At 48.4% G+C, this 17,094-nt stretch carries 16 protein-coding genes; 15 read left to right on the forward strand and 1 reads right to left on the reverse strand.

The features are described 5' to 3' along the window. Positions 1-180: 180 nt before the first annotated feature. From L3D05_RS04175 to L3D05_RS04190, 4 genes are all read left to right on the forward strand, one after another. Positions 181-1,053: a YitT family protein gene (locus L3D05_RS04175; RefSeq protein ID WP_239614759.1), complete on the forward strand. Its 873-nt coding sequence runs from the start codon at positions 181-183 to the stop codon at positions 1,051-1,053. 172 nt (positions 1,054-1,225) lie between these two features. Further along, entirely contained in the window at positions 1,226-2,683 is a 1,458-nt protein-coding gene (locus tag L3D05_RS04180) for an ABC transporter substrate-binding protein (protein WP_239614760.1), read from the forward strand. A 126-nt stretch (positions 2,684-2,809) separates the two neighbouring features. Then, complete coding sequence (locus tag L3D05_RS04185; protein ID WP_239614761.1) at positions 2,810-3,247, forward strand: NfeD family protein; 438 nt, start codon at positions 2,810-2,812, stop codon at positions 3,245-3,247. Then, positions 3,244-4,173, forward strand: a complete 930-nt coding sequence (locus L3D05_RS04190) for an SPFH domain-containing protein (protein ID WP_239614762.1) — start codon at positions 3,244-3,246, stop codon at positions 4,171-4,173. The genes L3D05_RS04185 and L3D05_RS04190 overlap by 4 nt, the downstream gene beginning before the upstream one ends. 55 nt (positions 4,174-4,228) lie before the next feature. Here L3D05_RS04190 and L3D05_RS04195 read toward each other — a convergent pair whose 3' ends face one another. Continuing rightward, positions 4,229-4,771, reverse strand: a complete 543-nt coding sequence (locus L3D05_RS04195) for a C40 family peptidase (protein ID WP_239614763.1) — start codon at positions 4,769-4,771, stop codon at positions 4,229-4,231. 295 nt (positions 4,772-5,066) lie between these two features. Here L3D05_RS04195 and L3D05_RS04200 point away from each other — a divergent pair, with 295 nt between their 5' ends. The 11 genes from L3D05_RS04200 (at position 5,067) to L3D05_RS04250 (ending at position 17,091) form a co-directional block, all read left to right on the forward strand. Then, positions 5,067-5,654, forward strand: a complete 588-nt coding sequence (locus L3D05_RS04200; protein WP_239614764.1) for a guanylate kinase — start codon at positions 5,067-5,069, stop codon at positions 5,652-5,654. Between the two features lie 144 nt (positions 5,655-5,798). Continuing rightward, positions 5,799-8,348 carry a beta-mannosidase gene (locus L3D05_RS04205; RefSeq protein WP_239614765.1) on the forward strand — a complete coding sequence of 850 codons (2,550 nt, stop codon included), beginning with the start codon at positions 5,799-5,801 and terminating at the stop codon, positions 8,346-8,348. Positions 8,349-8,540: 192 nt separating this feature from the next. Then, positions 8,541-9,680 carry a P-loop NTPase family protein gene (locus L3D05_RS04210; RefSeq protein ID WP_239614766.1) on the forward strand — a complete coding sequence of 380 codons (1,140 nt, stop codon included), beginning with the start codon at positions 8,541-8,543 and terminating at the stop codon, positions 9,678-9,680. Then, a complete protein-coding gene (locus L3D05_RS04215) occupies positions 9,643-10,884 on the forward strand; it encodes a TadA family conjugal transfer-associated ATPase (protein ID WP_239614767.1) in 1,242 nt (413 codons plus the stop codon). Before L3D05_RS04210 ends, L3D05_RS04215 begins: the two co-directional genes overlap by 38 nt. Then, positions 10,881-11,621: a type II secretion system F family protein gene (locus tag L3D05_RS04220; protein WP_239614768.1), complete on the forward strand. Its 741-nt coding sequence runs from the start codon at positions 10,881-10,883 to the stop codon at positions 11,619-11,621. The genes L3D05_RS04215 and L3D05_RS04220 overlap by 4 nt, the downstream gene beginning before the upstream one ends. After that, the gene (locus L3D05_RS04225; RefSeq protein WP_239614769.1) at positions 11,618-12,460 is read left to right on the forward strand and encodes a type II secretion system F family protein; all 843 of its coding nucleotides are present in this window, start codon (positions 11,618-11,620) and stop codon (positions 12,458-12,460) included. The genes L3D05_RS04220 and L3D05_RS04225 overlap by 4 nt, the downstream gene beginning before the upstream one ends. Before the next feature lie 30 nt (positions 12,461-12,490). Next, positions 12,491-12,706: a Flp1 family type IVb pilin gene (locus L3D05_RS04230; RefSeq protein ID WP_239614770.1), complete on the forward strand. Its 216-nt coding sequence runs from the start codon at positions 12,491-12,493 to the stop codon at positions 12,704-12,706. Further along, positions 12,703-13,392 (forward strand): hypothetical protein, encoded by a 690-nt coding sequence (locus tag L3D05_RS04235; protein ID WP_239614771.1) that lies wholly within the window; start codon positions 12,703-12,705, stop codon positions 13,390-13,392. Before L3D05_RS04230 ends, L3D05_RS04235 begins: the two co-directional genes overlap by 4 nt. 32 nt (positions 13,393-13,424) lie before the next feature. Continuing rightward, positions 13,425-15,665 (forward strand): hypothetical protein, encoded by a 2,241-nt coding sequence (locus L3D05_RS04240; RefSeq protein WP_239614772.1) that lies wholly within the window; start codon positions 13,425-13,427, stop codon positions 15,663-15,665. After that, complete coding sequence (locus L3D05_RS04245; RefSeq protein WP_239614773.1) at positions 15,628-16,602, forward strand: TadE/TadG family type IV pilus assembly protein; 975 nt, start codon at positions 15,628-15,630, stop codon at positions 16,600-16,602. Before L3D05_RS04240 ends, L3D05_RS04245 begins: the two co-directional genes overlap by 38 nt. A 3-nt stretch (positions 16,603-16,605) precedes the next feature. Beyond that, positions 16,606-17,091: an A24 family peptidase gene (locus L3D05_RS04250; RefSeq protein WP_239614774.1), complete on the forward strand. Its 486-nt coding sequence runs from the start codon at positions 16,606-16,608 to the stop codon at positions 17,089-17,091. Positions 17,092-17,094: the final 3 nt, after the last annotated feature.

Genomic DNA, 17,094 nt, shown 5'->3' on the forward strand with positions numbered 1-17,094 from the left:
GGACCGCAGGGTCCTGGGAGAGTAGGACGTTGCCAGGCCGGAGAACGAAGAAAACACCCCTAAGGGTGTTTTTTTGTTTCATCGAATGGAATTATTGTGCGCTATGATGTTTAATGCAACGGAAGTTCGCACAACCTATTCCGATTAGAAAAATTTAGATGAATTGAAAAGGAGTTAAACATGCCCAGAAACAGAACCCACAAAAAGCCAACCTTTGCAGACTATCTAAGGAAGTTTATTTTCATTACCGTCGGTGCCATTTTGATGGCCGTAGCTCTCGAAATCTTTTTGGTCCCTAATGAAATCATCGATGGCGGAATTACGGGGATCTCGATTGTGTTGTCGGAAGTAACGACCGTTCCTCTTGGAGTTTTCATTTTCATCATCAACTTGCCCTTCTTATTTATCGGGTATAAGCAGATTGGGAAAACCTTTGCGGTATCGACGCTCTATGGTGTTGCCGTCATGTCGGTAACGACTGCTTTCTTACACCATGTGGAGCCCTTTACGAATGAAAAAATATTGGCGGTTTTGTATGGCGGACTTATTCTGGGCTTAGGGGTAGGGTTGGTCATTCGCTTTGGCGGCGCTCTTGACGGCTCGGAGATCGTAGCGATACTATTGTCCAAGAAGCTGCGTATTCCCGTGGGTCAGATCATTATGTTCATTAATGTATTTATCTTCATCGTAGCAGGATTCGTGTTCGGCGCGGACTCTGCCATGTACTCTATATTTGCTTTTTATCTAGCGGCTAAAGTTATGGATATCGTAGTGGAAGGTCTAGATGAATCGAAATCGGTAACCATCATCTCGTCGGAGCACGAAGAAATATCCGAAGCGATTATGGCTAGACTGGGAAGAAATACGACCCTTATCTATGCGAAGGGCGGATATACCAAAGAGGACACGTTGATGATCTATTGCGTGGTCACAAGACTCGAAGTTGCAAAGCTGAAAGCTGTTGTGCACGAGATCGATTCGAGTGCCTTTATCTCCATTTCGAACGTTGCGGACGTGCTTGGAGGCAACATCGAGAAGAAAAGTATTCATTAGTCGTAACACGTCGAATAGTAAGCCTATCCTTAGTGATGGGCTTTTTATATTTTTAAATGAAATGTAACATTTTACAATTACTTTAGAAAATTTATGAAAAAATTAAGGTACAAACTACAAAATTGGTATATATTTGGAGAGATTGTACTTATAAAGAGGGGGGAAATATGGTTTGAGAAAACTATTATCTATGTCTTTGATCTTTGCTCTGGTGATCGTGCTTCTGAGCGCCTGCGGAGGAGGAAGCAAAAGCGAAGGCAAATTGGAGCCGTTAGGCAAAGACGAACAAGTCAAAATCAAAGTGATGTTCTGGGATAGCAATTATTTCTTCCAGGAATACGGGAATATGTTCGCCACGCAATTCCCGAATGTAGAGATCGAAGTCGTTAATATGCAATCAATTTATAGCGAAGATTCAACGGATACGATGGAAGAAAGATTTAATAAGTTTATTGAAACCAATAAACCGGACGTCTTATTGCTCCAACCAGACCAGTATGAAAAGTTTGCGCAAGACGGTAAGTTGTTAGCGTTGGATTCCGTAATCGAGCAGGACAAGTTCGACCTTGAGGGTATCCATCCGGCTATCTTAAAGTTGTTACGGGAGCAAGGGGGCGGCAAGCTGTACGGTCTGACTACTGACTTCTCAAGCGCTGCCCTATTTTATAATGTTGATTTGTTTAAGAAGTACGGCGTAGATCTGCCTCGCGATTCGATGAGCTGGGAAGAGATTTTCGACCTTGCGAAACGTTTTCCTACAGACGGGGACAAAGATAAGAGAATTTACGGTCTGACAACGGATACTTATATGACGCTTGATAATTTGATCCAGACGATCGGTTCGGCGCAAGATCTCAGAATTCTAAACGGAGACGCTTCCGATCTAAACATCAATACGGATTCTTGGAAAAAAGTGTTTCAGTCGACGGTAGATGCCGCGAAGTCCGGGGCGCTGTATGTTCCTTCAGAGGCAGATCGTAATTTCAACTTCTCAACTATGGAAGATATGTTCAAGCAAAATCTGTTCATCATGGGTAGATCCGCTATGTCTTTCAAGTATAGCTATGAGGTTCAGCAGATCATTCAAGCGAAGGAACAATTGAAGAATGTAACTCCGGTTAACTGGGGAATCGTTACGGCACCCGTCGATCCGAATAACCGGAATCAAAGCAGCTACTTCAGCCTTGGCAATACTTTTGCGGTAAGCGCAAACGCCGGCAGTCCTCGTGCGGCGTGGGAGTTTGTGAAATATATCAATAGCGATGCTTTCGCAAAATTAAAGTCCAAATCCAGTTACGGCAATCTAATGAGCCGCACAGCTTATAACGCGGACAAAGACGGCCGGAGTATGGAGCCTTTCTATAAGCTCGAACCGAAGGCGAATACGAACAACGAATATATGAAAGCTCCAACTAGCTTCTTCGGGACGTTTAGCACTATCGTCAAGGATGAGGTTGACGCCGTAATGACGGACAAGAAGTCGGTGGATGAGGCGGTGAAGGAGATCCAGCAAAAAGGCCAGGCCGAATTGCTTAAAGCGAAGGAAGCTGCGAAACAAGAGGCTGCCAAGAAGGAGAGCCCTTCTCCGGCAGCATCGGAATCCGCCTCTGCCTCTGCGGCAAACCCATAATTAATAAAGACAAGCTAACCTTAGCTCTCCGAGATGTTACCTACATCTCCGGGGAGCTTTTTCTGTTGTCATAATGAAGAATAAGAAATCGTAAATATGTAAGAAGGAGCAAAGGGGGGCGACGGGATGGAATGGTGGGCGATCTGGATCATTGTCGCGGGCGTGTTGCTCATAGCGGAAATGCTGACGCTGACATTTTATTTGCTCTGGCTCGGAACCGGGGCTGTCATCGCGGCAGCCGTCGCTTCGATCGTTCCAGAAGGGGTCGCGGTGCAGGCGCTGTCAGGAGGGCTCGCTGCGCTGATATTAACCGTGTTCACGAAGCGGCTAACGCGGCGTGCCCGGGAATCCCGCGGGTATCGGGATGCGATTCATGAACTGGTGGGCAAACAAGGAATCGTGGTTGAAGCCATCTCCCCTGGAAGTCCAGGCATCGTGAAAGTAGGAAATGAAACATGGAGTGCCACTTCGTTGGACTTATTGAGCAAGGATGACCCGGTTAGGGTAATTAGTCGAGGGACGACCGTATTGGAAGTTCAAAAATGGGGAGGTTCAATGGAATGATTTATGTCGTTGTACTGATTCTTATCGTGATCTTATTTATTGTGATTTTATCGGTTAAGATCGTCCCGCAACAAAGAGTCGGCGTAGTGGAGAGGCTCGGTAAATACAACAGGCTGTTAACGCCGGGGGTAAACATCCTCGTTCCGTTCATCGATAACGTTCGCGTGAATCACGATTTGCGAATTCAACAGGCAAACGTTCCACCGCAGACCGTAATCACGAAGGATAACGTACAGGTACAGATCGATACGATCATTTTCTATCAGATCGTAGCTCCGGATCAGGCTACATACGGCATTTCTGACTACGTATATGGCGTGCGCAACATTACGACGGCGACGTTACGTCAAATTATCGGTAACATGGAGCTCGATGAGACTTTATCCGGCAGAGAACGTATTTCCTCCAACATTCGTCTTGCGTTAGACGAAGCAACGGAGAAATGGGGCGTTCGAATCGAACGCGTAGAGGTGCTCGACATTAAACCTCCGGCTGATATTCAAGAAGCGATGGATAAGCAGATGAAGGCGGAGCGGAGCAAGCGGGCGATCGTATTGGAGGCGGAGGCAGCCAAGCAAGACTTGATTCTTCGTTCCGAAGGCGACAAGCAGAGCAAAATCCTGAAGGCGGAAGGGGAGAAGGAGGCGCGCATTCGCCAAGCCGAGGGCCTGCGCCAAGCCCAAGAGCTTGAGGCGATAGGTCAAGCGAAAGCCATTCAAGCGGTCGCGGAAGCGGAGAAAATCCGAATCGAGTTGTTACGCTCGGCGGGATTGGACGAGAAGGTCCTTGCTTATTATTCTTTCGAAACCTTAAACGAGATATCCAAAGGAGCTTCCAATAAAGTATTCCTACCGGTCAGCGCGGTGGATACGTTAGGAAGCATTGGGGCGATCGGAGAGGTTTTCAAGACTAGAAAATCGGAATAAATGACGAACAAACCCCCGGACAGCTTAAGCTGGCGGGGGTTTGCCATAGGTTGACTTAACCTACTCTGCGAGCCGTAATGTAACGTTTCGAATATTTGCTCAAGTCGCTTATAATAACGCCGTTGACGGAGCTTCCGATTGTGTTTTGAATGAATTTGCCGTTACCGATATAGATACCGACATGGTTGATTTTACCGGGCGTCGCGACGCTGAAGAACACGAGATCGCCTTTTTTTAGATTACTTTTGGATACGTAGACGCCTTGCTTCGCTTGAGCGCTGGAGCCCCATTTCAGGTTGATTCCTTGTTTGGCAAATACGTATTTCGTGAAGGAGGAACAATCGAACCACAGCTTGCTTGGATTGTTCACGCCGAATTTGTATTTTACTTTACCTTGCAACGATTTGGCAAAAGAGATGACCGCGTCAATTTTCTTCGCGGAAGCCGCGCTGGCAGTGGCTACGCCCGCCTTCGCTACTGAGGTAGAAGCAGATGTTGCCGCATATGTGGAATGTTGACCCATGCCGACGCCTGTGGCAATTACCATGAAACAAGCGGCGCCGATGATCAGTTTTTTGAATTGGTTATTTTTAGTCATATAAATCCTCCTCTGGTTGATCTGTGTGACAAGTGGAAGTATAGCATGCGGCTTGTCCGTAAAATCGAAAATTGAGGGCTTCTTAATGTTGGGAATATGTGGACGTTAGCGATTAAAAGAGACTGCCGATAAGCCAAAAAGCGTGATAATCGTCGATTTACCGAGAGATTTACCGTTAATCGCCCAATAACACGCTTACAATTGACGATATGGACGTATATCCACTATAATTAATAATTATCGGAAAATTCTGCATTTGAGGATTCATCTTTTTCATGTAGAGGAGATGGTGCTAATGTACGAACGTAAAGATAGGAACAAGATTATTGTCTATACAGGGCCGGACGGGTCGGGAAGGAAATCGGTGGCGGAAGCGGTAGGACAAACATTCGGGATGGATAAGATAGTTTCTTTCGTTACTCGCTTGCCAAGACCGGGTGAAGTGAACGGCCAGGATTATCATTTCATCTCACATGACGCTTATAGGACAATGGAGGAGCAAGGCGAATTTCTTGAAAGCGTTGAGATTGACGGCAATTTCTACGGCATCCGAAGCTTGGATATCGAGAGCAAGCTTGACGACCATGAATCGCTGTACCTTATTCTGAATCACGAAGGCGCTAGTATATTGAAGAAGATATATGGAGACAAGGTTATTCGATTATTCCTGTATGCAGATCGCAGAACGGTGGAAGAACGAGAACGCAAGTTAGGTTTGGCGGAGGATGTTATTGCTAGACATCTCAGCCACTACGATCTTGAGATGGAGTATCGCGGTTCATGCGAGCATTCCTTCGAGAATTATGATTTAGGGCAAACGACGTACGAGATTACGAATACATTGGAAACCTATTTGCAACGCGACTTGGTGGACAAAGATTAGCCGGAAGCTTACCAAATAAACCGCGATTCCTAACGTTATGACGTAGGTATCGCGGTTTTTTTCTTATGTTAGTATTGTAATTGTTATTGTTATTTAATAATATTAGCATAACAATTATAACTTATGTACTAACGGAGGTTTCGCATGTCTGAGTTTAAACTGGCGCTAACGGAATGGAAGTTCAAATCGGTCGACGATCATGCTTGGTTACAGGCTCGCGTTCCGGGATGCGTTCATTCTGATTTACTAAACAACGGACTTATTCCGAATCCCTTCGAAGGGACGAACGAGAAGCAATTGCAATGGATAGACCGCAAGGATTGGGAATATGCCGTCGAGTTCGATGCCCCGCTGGAGCTTCTTGCACACTCTCATGCGGAGCTCGTATTCAATGGCTTGGATACATATGCGGAAGTTTATTTGAACGATATCCACGTGCTTTCCGCCAATAACATGTTCCGTACGTGGACAATCGAAGTCAAATCGCAGCTTATCGCGAAAGGTAATCGTCTGAGGATCGTTTTCCGCTCGCCTATTGAAGAAGGGTTGACCAAGCTGGAAGCTAACGGATTCGGATATCCTGCGTCGAATGACGATTCGGTAACGGGAGGACTAGGAGATCGGAAGCTAAGCGTATTTTCCCGGAAAGCTCCTTATCATTATGGCTGGGACTGGGGACCGAGGTTCGTCACGAGCGGCATTTGTAAGGATATCCTTATACAAGGTTGGACAGGTTATCGGATAAAGGATTTGTACATTCATCAGTCGGAAGTGTCGGCACGTTCTGCCATTGGAAAAGCTGTCTTAGAAATTCAGTCGGAGATAGCGGGAATCGGCGAAATATCGGTCGTCACGGAAGAAGGGCATCATTGGGAGAAAACCGTCGAGCTTGTTCCGGGTGTCCAAACCGTTGAAGTAGCGATAGAGATTTTGAATCCTAAGCTATGGTGGAGCAGAGGGTTGGGCGAGGCTAATTTATATTCCTTCCTGGCGAAGCTCAGTTCGGGGCAGCACGAGAGTGCCAACCGCTTGGTTCGCTCGGGGCTGCGCTCGTTAAAGCTGATTCGTAAACCGGATGAGCGCGGGACGTCCTTTTATTTCGAATTGAACGGAGTTCCCGTCTTTGCCAAAGGCGCTAACCATATCCCCAACGATAGCTTCTTTACGGAGGTAACTCCAGAGCGCTATCGGCATGAAATCGCGAGCGCGGTGGAATCGAATTTTAACATGCTTCGGGTTTGGGGCGGCGGTATATACGAGCAGGATGTATTTTACGACTTGTGCGACGAGTACGGTATTCTCGTATGGCAGGATTTTATGTTCGCATGCAGCATGTATCCGGGGGATCAGGCCTTTTTGGACAATGTTCGAGGGGAAGCCGTCGATAACGTCAGAAGATTGCGGAATCATCCTTCCATCGCTCTATGGTGCGGGAATAACGAAATCGACGGAGCATGGTCGCATTTCGACGAAGATGGAGGCTGGGGCTGGAAGAAGCAGTATTCACCGGAGCTTCGCGAGAAGTTGTGGGCCGATTATGAAGCGATCTTCCATCAACTGCTTCCCGAAGTCGTAGCCGAGCTTGCACCTGAAACGGATTATTGGCCTTCCTCTCCGATGCAAGCCGTTACGAATGATATTACTCAACATGCAACGAATAGGTCCTCAAGCGGCGACATTCATTTCTGGGCCGTGTGGCATGCCTCCGAGCCGTTCGAGAATTACAAGCATAACGTGGGAAGATTTATGAGCGAGTACGGGTTCCAGTCGTTCCCCGAGTATAAAACCGTTCGGACATACGCAAACGAGGATCAGATGGCTTTGGATTCGGAGGTCATGCTTCATCATCAGAAGAACGGTCGGGGAAATTTCTTGATTAAAGAGTACTCCGACAAGTATCTGAAAGATCCGAAGGACTTCGTCTCGTTCCTCTATATGAGCCAAGTGCTTCAAGCGGAAGGAATGAAGATGGCAATCGAGGCCCATCGGAGAAATAAGGACTATTGCATGGGCACGCTATATTGGCAGATGAACGATTGCTGGCCGGTCGCTTCTTGGTCGAGCATGGATTATCTCGGGAGATGGAAAGCCGTCCAATATTATGCGCGGAGAAGCTTCCGAGACGTGCTGTTATCGATTGATCAGAACGACGATCGGTTAGAGTTCCACGTCGTATCGGACATTCTGGAGCCGATATCAGGAACTTTGGAATGGCGGTTGCACGATTTCCAAGGCCAAGTGCTGGAGCAGGCGTTGTACCCTATTCAAGTGCCAGCCAACACGGCCGTTCAATTGCTAGACCTATCCATCGGCGATTTATTGGATAAATATGATTCGAATCGGACCGTGTTAGTCGCGAGGCTCCTTCACGAGGGGGAAGTGCTGGATAGCAAAGAGCATTATTTCTGTTACTCGAAGGATTTGCAATTAGTATGGGAACCGGAGATTGAAGCAACGGAGGTCGAAGGGAGCTCGGGCTCGACGTTTGTATTGACATCGCGCAGCCTAGCGAAGCAAGTATGGTTGCAATCCGAGGAAGAGGGCGTGTTCTCGGATAATTTCTTCGATCTTCTGCCGGGAATCCCGAGGACGGTGCAGTTTCTGAAGAGGAATTCGGGAGGCAAGGCATTTGCGCCGGCATCTCCCGGCAAGCTTGAAGTATCGTCGATGGCCGATTACGTTAGCCGATCTTAATAGGGGAAAAGCAAATAGATTAATCGCCTCCCCCACTGCCGCCGACCGAAAAAACGGTTGTTGACGAAAATGGAAACCCATGGTATCTTATCGATACATCAAAAAAAGTTAAGCGGAAGCACCGCAAATTCTGACGAAATCTCGTCGGGGTTTGCGGTTTTTTGTTTTATTCCGATAGGAGGTCAGTTGGCGATGAAGAGAGTTGTTTTAGCTATATCACAGCGCGAATACGTCGCAAAGCTTGCAGAATACTTGAGGGAAGAGGAGCCAACGTGGGAAGTTGCAGCCTATACGCACGATAGTGCATTGCGTAGGGAATTGCTGGATAATCGCTCTGTCGATTTATTGATCGGACAGCCGGATTTCCTGAGGGCGATGGTCGGAGAGATCAGCAAGGTTGGGACAATCTTGGCGTTAGTAGAGGAGAAGGGGGCTGCTAAAGGGCAATGGACCGAGATCATGCAGTACCAACCGCTTCCGCTCATCTTATCTAACATTCGGGATGATGTGGGCCCATCAGCTGTCTCTGCGATATCAGGCTGTCAAATCGTAACGATGTATTCCCCTTCCGGAGGAACAGGTAAAACAACTGCAGGGTTAAATCTAGTTCGACAAGCCGGTGAACGGGGGTTAAGAACTTTTTATTTGAATTTGGAAGCTTTGAACGCGACTTCCTTGCTGTTCGGCAAAGGCGAGCCGGATAGTTTATCCAGGCTGCTGTATGCTATGCAAACTTATCCCGAGCAGTGGGAGCCCTTGCTGAAACAGCTTTGCCGTCATCAACCGCAGCTGCGAGCAGACTATCTGGATGCACCCGATCATCCCGGAGAACGGCTAGCTCTTACTTCCGAGCTCTTGAAGATGTTATTGGATAAAATCCGTGAGACGGGGCGTTACGATCTTATCGTCGTTGATCCGGATTCAGGTGCGGGAGAGTGGCATTGCAGCTTGCTTCAGATGAGCGACAAGGTGATTTGGCTAGTACTTGATGATGCGCAATCGCTGATGAAGAGCGAGAAATTACTGCGTTATTGGCAGGAGCCTTTCAACGGACGCATGCACAAGCTTTCATTTGTATTGAGCAAAGGAAATACGAACGGGTTGCTGAATCATTGGCCATTACCTGGCTCTTCGCCGGCATTCATCTTGCCGTATATCCCCCAATGGAAAGCGATTGACCAACCGGGAAGATTGTTAGCTTCCCCAGCTTATTCCGGGGCAATCGACCAATTACTAAACGGTCTAGAGTTAGAAGGAGGAGGTTCTAACGATAGACGAAGAAGGGAGGGGGCTCATGGAATACAGCGGACTCACGTTAGAGGAGCTGTCTGAGTTAAGAGATTCCGTTCGGTCCCGTTTGTCTTGGGATAGCTCGGTTTCGGATGAGGAATTGAGACAGTTGATCGAAAGCGAGCTGTTTCGAAGGGAACGGACGAAACAAATGACGGCTGCGGAACGCAAAGCGGCAGTTATGAGGCTGTTTCATTCCTTTCGCGGACTGGATGCGTTACAGCCTTTATTAGAGGATCAAGAAATTACGGAAATCATGATCAATTCCCATGATGAGATCTATATCGAGAGAAGGGGGGAGTTGAGCGCGGTCCAATTGGGTTTCGAAAGCTCCGAGAGATTGGAGGACTTGATCCAAAGCATGGTGGGGCGAGTGAATCGGATCGTGAATGAGGCATCTCCGATCGTGGATGCCCGTTTGCCGGACGGCTCTAGGGTGCACGTCGTGTTGCCGCCGATCGCTCTGAAGGGTCCAACCGTGACGATTCGCCGGTTCCCAAGTAACCCTCTCAGCATCCAGGATTTGATTACTAAGGAGGCATTGTCGGCTGAAGCCGCGGAGTTCCTTCGTCAGATGGTCCTTGCCAAATACAATTTGTTCATCAGCGGCGGGACAGGATCGGGCAAGACCACTTTCTTAAACGCGCTTTCCCAATGGATACCTCCGGATGAACGGGTCATTACCATCGAAGATGCGGCGGAGTTGCAAATTCGAGGAGTCTCTAATCTAGTTTCGCTGGAAACGCGTAACGCCAACAGCGAAGGCAAAGGGCAAATCGGAATACGCGAGCTGATCCGAGCTTCCTTGCGTATGCGTCCCAACCGAATCATCGTCGGCGAGGTTAGGGGGGCGGAAGCGCTTGATATGCTGCAGGCGATGAATACCGGGCATGAAGGGAGCTTATCCACAGGACACTCCAATGGGGCTAAGGATATGCTTTCCCGTCTCGAAACGATGGTGCTAAGCGGAGCTGATTTGCCGGTTGCCGTCGTCCGGCAGCAAATCTCTTCGGCGCTGGATATCATCGTCCAATTAGGGAGATACCGCGATTCCTCGCGGCGAATAACGGAAATTTGCGAAGTGACGGGGATGCGGAATGGCGAAATCGAACTAAGCACGTTGTTCCGGTTCGAGGAAGAGGGCGAACGCAATGGACGTCTCGTTGGTCGACTGCAACAGATACAGCCGCTCATGAATAAGCGAAAGCTACGCGATGCGGGACTCGTGAAGGAGGGGGAGGGATGACGGAATATCATGTGTATCATTTAAGCAAAATTGAACGCTTATGGGCAATCGGTTTGGGCTGTACGGTTTGTTTCATTGCCGTATGGATGATGTATCGAAATTCATTCATTGCCGCCGTGGCGGCTCCTCTAGGCTTGCTGTATCCTCGCATGTATTCACGTTCTTTATGCAGGAGAAGGAGAGATAAGTTGCGGCAGCAATTTAAAGAAGCGCTTCAGTCGTTATCCTCGCTGCTATCCGCGGGGAGATCGGTGGAGAACGCATTTATGGCGTTGGAGAATGATCTTGTTCTTCTGATCGGAGATACCCAGTCCGATTTAATGAGGGAGTTAAGAGCGATAACCAATCGATTAAACAATGGCGAACAGCTTGAAGCAGGATTGCAGGATTTTGCTAGGCGGTCGGACTTGGAGGAAGTGAGGAATTTCGCGGACGTGATCACGATATGCAAAAGAGCCGGGGGAGATTTAGTGGAGGTTGTCCGTCGAACCTCGCAGTTGATCGGGGAGAAACTAGAAGTCGAACTTGAAGTTTCCGTACTGGTCTCCCAGAAGAAATTCGAGTCTCGGATCATGATGGGCATGCCGTTCGCCTTCGTCGGAATTCTCGGATTTATGGCTGCGGATTACATGCAGCCCTTGCATGAAGGAATAGGCATTTTGCTTTTAACGTTCTGCTTGCTTTTATTGGCGGCTTGTAGTTGGTGGATGCTTCGGATTATGGACATTAGGCTATGAATGGATGGCTGATGAACGGTTGGATGATCGGCATCGCGGCTTTCTACGCTTGGTTGACCGTATATGCGCTGAGAGTGCGACGGCAAAGCAAGTTTCGTCTGCAAGTAGAGCCTTTTATCATTCTTATAAGATATCGATCCATATGGAAGAGGATACAGCCCTTGTTGAATAGGCAGAGATTATCGTTAGCCCTATTGAACGGTGGAACTTGTACCCAAGAGATAATCGTCGTCTGGGCAGCCGAATGTATTGGTTTAAGTTACATGGTCTTGCTAATTACGGGATTGCTAGCTATCCGTTCAGGTAACCACGCATTACTCTTGATTGGGCTCATTCTGGCCGGTTGCATTCCGATCCTGAGAGCGAGAGAGCTGTCAGGAAAAGTGAAGAAGCGGCAGCAGTCGATCGTCATGGAATTGCCGGAGCTGCTAAGTAAGCTGTTACTAATGGTTAATGCGGGGGAGAACGTAATGAGGGCTTTAGCAAGAACGGTGGAACAGAAGCAGAACAGCTCAAACCCGCTATATACCGAGTTAATTGCGGCTATCGAAGGAATGAAACGCGGGGAAAGCTTATCTATCGCTTTGGAAGAGATGGGACGAAGATGTGCCGTGCCCGAAGTGAAGTTATTCGCCACGACCTTGCTGATTAATGCCAGAAGAGGAGGGGATGCTTTCGTTCCCGCTTTGCGGGAGTTAACAAGGCAGATGTGGGAGAAGAGAAAGGCAATTGCCCGAACGTTAGGAGAACAAGCGTCGTCTCGGCTGGCATTTCCGCTCACGATCGTTTTTCTGTTAATTATGGTATTGGTTGGTGCACCGACGATTTTTATGATGTAACAACGATATTTTAACGAAGGGATGATTAATATGCTTATTATGCTCGGTAATCTATTTCAATTAGGTAAAAAGTCAGCTGATTCGATATGGAAAGATGAAGAAGGTTTGGGGACGTTAGAGCTTGTGCTTATCGCAGCGGTGCTTATTATTCTCGCTATCTTCTTTAAGGATTGGATTATGGAGTTTCTAGGCGAACTAATGGGAAAGGTCGAGGGTCAAGCCGACGAAGTGTTCACGACGAAATGATGAATCTATCGGTAGATCAGAAAGGCTGGGGAAATGCGTCGGGCTCGATTTCGCTGGAAGCTTCTCTCGTATTTCCCTGGGTATTGATGATGACCTTCTTGTTGCTTCTTTTCTCTCTATTCATATCTCAAGGTGCGTTGCTCTATTATAGTTCGTCCATTATGGCAGAGAGAGCGGCATTCACTTGGTCAAACTCGGCTAAAAATTCGATAACGGGAGCTTATCCGGAAGGACAATACGACGGTTTATATTGGCGATTAACCGACGACAACCTTGTTCAAGGTTTGTTCGGGCTCGTGTCCGGCAATGAAGGGACAGAAGTCGACGTATATCCGGGAATGTCTGGAGGAGAAGGCTACGCAGCGGTGGACAAGCTAAGAAGAGCGGGGTATGACTCGGCTTCTTCCTCTCTCGTGGGTACAGGAGACATGAGCTATCGCAATGTCGGGATCAAACGCGAAATCGGGGTTCGTTTAACGAGCGACTGGGTCGCACAGCCCTTAATATGGTTACGCGGGGGAGGGGCTGCACAGACCGACGTGACCGCTTTGGTCGTTGAACCGACGGAATTTCTTCGCACGTTCGATTTGATCCGCTATTACGCCGCCAAGATGAAGAACTCGTCCGAAGGGGCATCGGCTTACCGTGATAAAGCGGGAGAAGTACTGAATAAACGAAAGAAATAATTCATTTGATTATGGGTGAGGAGGCAGCGGGAATGGAGGGGTTACATAATCGAGACGAGCGTTCTCCCGATGCTCGGCGCATTCAGGGGACGGCTGGTTCCGTTACGATATACTTCATCGCGGTTACCGCTGCTTTTATATTGCTAACCGCTTTGCTTATCGACTTTGCCCGCGTTGCGGCATTTCGTAAGCAAACGGAGTTGGCCGTGAAATCGGGCGCTCGTTCAACGATGTCTTCCTTCGATCCAATCATCTATGCGCGATATGGATTATTTATTAGAGGAGGAGAACAGGCAAATGAACTGTTCCGGGAAACCGTAGAGGGGAATACGGCATCTCAGGGTGAGGGGGCCTTCACTTTCCTTGATACGAAGTGGGAGGCGACGGAAGTTACCGAAAGCCGTCCGTTAGCGACTCACGAGGTGTTCAGGAGGCAAATTCTCGAGGAAATGAAATACAAGGCTCCGATCGATCTTACGCTTGAAGTGGCCTCTCGCTTTCGCGGAGTGTCGGGGGCCGTGAAGGAAGCGACGAGAACCGTTGACTTGCTTGAGAAAATGAGGAAGGCATACGATCGTCGCGAGTCGGCCTTCGACGAAGCGTTGAGCAAACAGAGAGAGCAAGGCTCGACGGTTCAGCAATTGGTAGCGTCAGAGGTAGGTTCCATGAGCGGTATCGTAGGTTCGTATGAAGATTATGTTGTGAAGCGATTAGATGACGAAGCCCGCCGAAAATCCGTGCAATCCTGGGAAGAGGAACAAAGAAAGCGAGAAGAAAATGGAGAAGAACCGGATGACGAAGCCAACAAACCGGAAGGCCCCCGTTACGAAGCCGAAGTTGCAGCGTATGAAGCGAGCGCACGAAGCCTGTCTGTTTCCTTAAGTCAGAGTGCTGCCGCGATTAGGGTAGAAACGGATCGATTCCTGCGGGAAGCTAACGAAGCGGTTACGAAAGCAAAAACAGCTAACGATGAAATGAAAGCGTATATTGACCAAGCCAACTCAATGCCGCAGATTTCTAATAATGAGCCATCGGAAGGAGATGGCTCGGGTATAGACTCGGGGCATATCGAGACGATGAAAGAGCTTCGTAAATCAGCAGAGGATTTAGTGCTGGAGCCAGCTTTCTTCGACCATTACTTTGATGAAATCAGGACTCAACATATGAAAGCTTTAATGGTTGCAAGCGAGGCGGCATCCTGTTCTTCCCTAGTCGCTTCCGTTCCGGGTTCCACGGGAATGGGCTCGTCATTGCAATCCGGATATTCAAAAATGCAAAGTATGCTAAATGAGTTTGGAGCGGCTTACGGTTCGGGCGGAACAATTCTTGCCGCCCGCAAAGCGACTTTCGAGGCTCATCGTTCGCACGATAACGAACGTAAACAGGAGGAGGAAAAAGCGAAGACGGCTTGGTCAGGAGCATCGAATTTTCTCGGGTCCTTGTCAGGGAACTCCGGATCTGCGGAGGAGAAAGAAGCATTCGAGCGAACGTCCGCTTTGTATGCCAGCAATAGAGAATGGAATCTAGCGGAAGAGGAACATGCTACGGCGACCCGGGCAAACGATCCTTCCGATGGTCGGGATGCGGCGATGTCGGCAACTAGCGGGCTTATGGATATTCTCGAAGACTCCGTATTAGGTGCCAGAGATCAGTTGTATTTCTCTGAATATACGATGTCTAGGCTGTCTCACTATGACCCCGGTTTTGTTAAAGAAATGCTGGGGGGAGGAGATACGTCATTAAATATTCATTTGCAGGAAGCGGAATATATTTTGTATGGAATAAACAATCCTGCAGGAAATATCGCGGCCGCCTACGGAGAAATATTCGCATTGCGTTTGGCTGTTCGAACTATGGAGGGACTGATTGAATGCAGAGCGATGGGACATCCTCTCCTCGTATTAGCCGCCGCGTTGGTTTATGGGATCACGAAGGCTTTGCTCGATATGAATCTATTAATCAACACGGGGAAAATTCAACTTTCCAAATATATTAAAGTGGATACGTATTACACCGATTATCTGAGACTGTTCATGCTCGTCCACGGCGGTTCGGCTAATCAAACGTCTAGAACGATTGCCGTAGTGGAGCATGCTTCAGGTTTGGATTTCCGTAAAGCCTATACTTACGCAAGCGGAGAAGGTAGTGCTTCCATTAGATTATGGTTTTTTCCTGGGTTACTTAAGGTGATGGGACGCATGGGGAATCTAGGAGGAACGGTAAAGGGGAACCGCTATGAGGCGACGTATAGCGCCGATAGTTCTTATCAATAAGAGCAAGAGGTTTTCGGATAATTGCCACGGAGGAGTAACGGTAGAAACAGCGCTTGTCATGCCGGTATTTATGATGTTTGTACTGTTCTTAATCTTCATGGTGCAGACAGCCGTGATTTCTATGGCTTTGCATGGTGCGCTGTCGCAAACTACGAGACAGGCTGCATCAGCATGGTATCCCATCTCGCTTGGAATCGATCAGGTAAGGGGCTCCGAAATCAATCAACAGATAGAGCAGTGGAATGACAAATGGCTTGGCGTCAGAGAAACACTTAGCGAGTATGGGCAATATTTGCCTTCGCCGATGAAGGAATGGGCGGAGCAAGCCGCAAGCGGTTCGTTTTCTTTGGAGCAACATGCGGCTAGGCTGGCATTCAGCCAACTGGTAAAGCAGTTTTTGGATGAGCGGATATTGGACGACTCGAGATTAACGATTCGTTCCATTGGATTACCGGAGCTCGATGATCGTAGTAAAGCTTATCTGACCGTTGAAGCCGAGTATGTTCTTCCTGTTCAAGTTCCGTTCCTTGGTCGGCGATTAAGGGTTCGAGAGTCTGCAAGGGAGCGGGTTTGGATCGGCGGCAGCCCTTCATCCTCCAGAATCGTGGACGAAGAAAATCAAGCCCCGTTCAACGTTTCGTTCGTATCCTTGGAGCCGAACCCCGTGAAACCGGGACGTAAAGCGACTCTAGTCCTGCGTGTAGAACCGGGAACCGTCGTTGATCTATCCGTCCTCTACAAAAGCGGCTTAAGCCAAGCTAAACATCTGGGTAGCGCTACTGCGGACGCTTCCGGATTGGTTACGTGGACATGGCATGTTTCGGGTCGAACGACTCCAGGGCAGTGGAGTTGGCAAGTATCGAACGCAAATGGCCAAGTATGGGAGCAATCGTTCGAAGTTGCAGGCAAACAAGCAGTTGCTAGCGGGGGAGGGTGAATAATGAGCGTCTGGGTATTAGCAGCCGTAAGCGTGTTGCTCGTTACGGCATGTTGGACGGATTTGCGGAAAATGAAAATACCTAACGAACTAACTGCATTGTTCGCGGTGAGCGGATTTCTGTTTCATGGGGTTGCAGATGGAGGCAATGGACTTCGTTTAGCTGTTGTAGGGGCGTTGACCGGATTCCTGCCACTGTATGTGATGAACCGATTTGGAGGTATTGGCGGCGGAGACGTGAAGTGGTTCGGTGCATTCGGAGCTTGGGCAGGTCCCATGATCACGTTTCAATTGCTCATCCTTTCGATTGTTATTGCAGGGGGAATTGCGTGTGTCCTGTTGTTGCTCCGTTTTCCGGGATTACAATCTGTTGGGCGGAAGATGAAGTGGCCTTGGGGCAAGCACCCGTTAGCCGCAGGGAAAGGTGTTCGGTTTCCCTTTATGTTGGCGGTTGCTCCTGGCTTTATGACCTTATTGGGGAAAGGGTAGAGA

Source organism: Cohnella mopanensis (assembly GCF_022352055.1).
GTDB classification, from domain to species: Bacteria; Bacillota; Bacilli; order Paenibacillales; family Paenibacillaceae; genus Cohnella; species Cohnella mopanensis.

Excerpts from the sequence above, each read along its gene's own strand:
- L3D05_RS04200 (WP_239614764.1), top strand. The coding sequence starts at position 5,067 with ATGTACGAACGTAAAGATAGGAACAAGATTATTGTCTATACAGGGCCG.
- L3D05_RS04185 (WP_239614761.1), top strand. The coding sequence starts at position 2,810 with ATGGAATGGTGGGCGATCTGGATCATTGTCGCGGGCGTGTTGCTCATA.
- L3D05_RS04215 (WP_239614767.1), top strand. The coding sequence starts at position 9,643 with ATGGAATACAGCGGACTCACGTTAGAGGAGCTGTCTGAGTTAAGAGAT.
- L3D05_RS04175 (WP_239614759.1), top strand. The coding sequence starts at position 181 with ATGCCCAGAAACAGAACCCACAAAAAGCCAACCTTTGCAGACTATCTA.
- L3D05_RS04190 (WP_239614762.1), top strand. The coding sequence starts at position 3,244 with ATGATTTATGTCGTTGTACTGATTCTTATCGTGATCTTATTTATTGTG.
- L3D05_RS04235 (WP_239614771.1), top strand. The coding sequence starts at position 12,703 with ATGATGAATCTATCGGTAGATCAGAAAGGCTGGGGAAATGCGTCGGGC.
- L3D05_RS04210 (WP_239614766.1), top strand. The coding sequence starts at position 8,541 with ATGAAGAGAGTTGTTTTAGCTATATCACAGCGCGAATACGTCGCAAAG.
- L3D05_RS04195 (WP_239614763.1), bottom strand. The coding sequence starts at position 4,771 with ATGACTAAAAATAACCAATTCAAAAAACTGATCATCGGCGCCGCTTGT.
- L3D05_RS04230 (WP_239614770.1), top strand. The coding sequence starts at position 12,491 with ATGCTTATTATGCTCGGTAATCTATTTCAATTAGGTAAAAAGTCAGCT.
- L3D05_RS04245 (WP_239614773.1), top strand. The coding sequence starts at position 15,628 with ATGAGGCGACGTATAGCGCCGATAGTTCTTATCAATAAGAGCAAGAGG.
- L3D05_RS04220 (WP_239614768.1), top strand. The coding sequence starts at position 10,881 with ATGACGGAATATCATGTGTATCATTTAAGCAAAATTGAACGCTTATGG.
- L3D05_RS04225 (WP_239614769.1), top strand. The coding sequence starts at position 11,618 with ATGAATGGATGGCTGATGAACGGTTGGATGATCGGCATCGCGGCTTTC.
- L3D05_RS04205 (WP_239614765.1), top strand. The coding sequence starts at position 5,799 with ATGTCTGAGTTTAAACTGGCGCTAACGGAATGGAAGTTCAAATCGGTC.
- L3D05_RS04250 (WP_239614774.1), top strand. The coding sequence starts at position 16,606 with ATGAGCGTCTGGGTATTAGCAGCCGTAAGCGTGTTGCTCGTTACGGCA.
- L3D05_RS04240 (WP_239614772.1), top strand. The coding sequence starts at position 13,425 with ATGGAGGGGTTACATAATCGAGACGAGCGTTCTCCCGATGCTCGGCGC.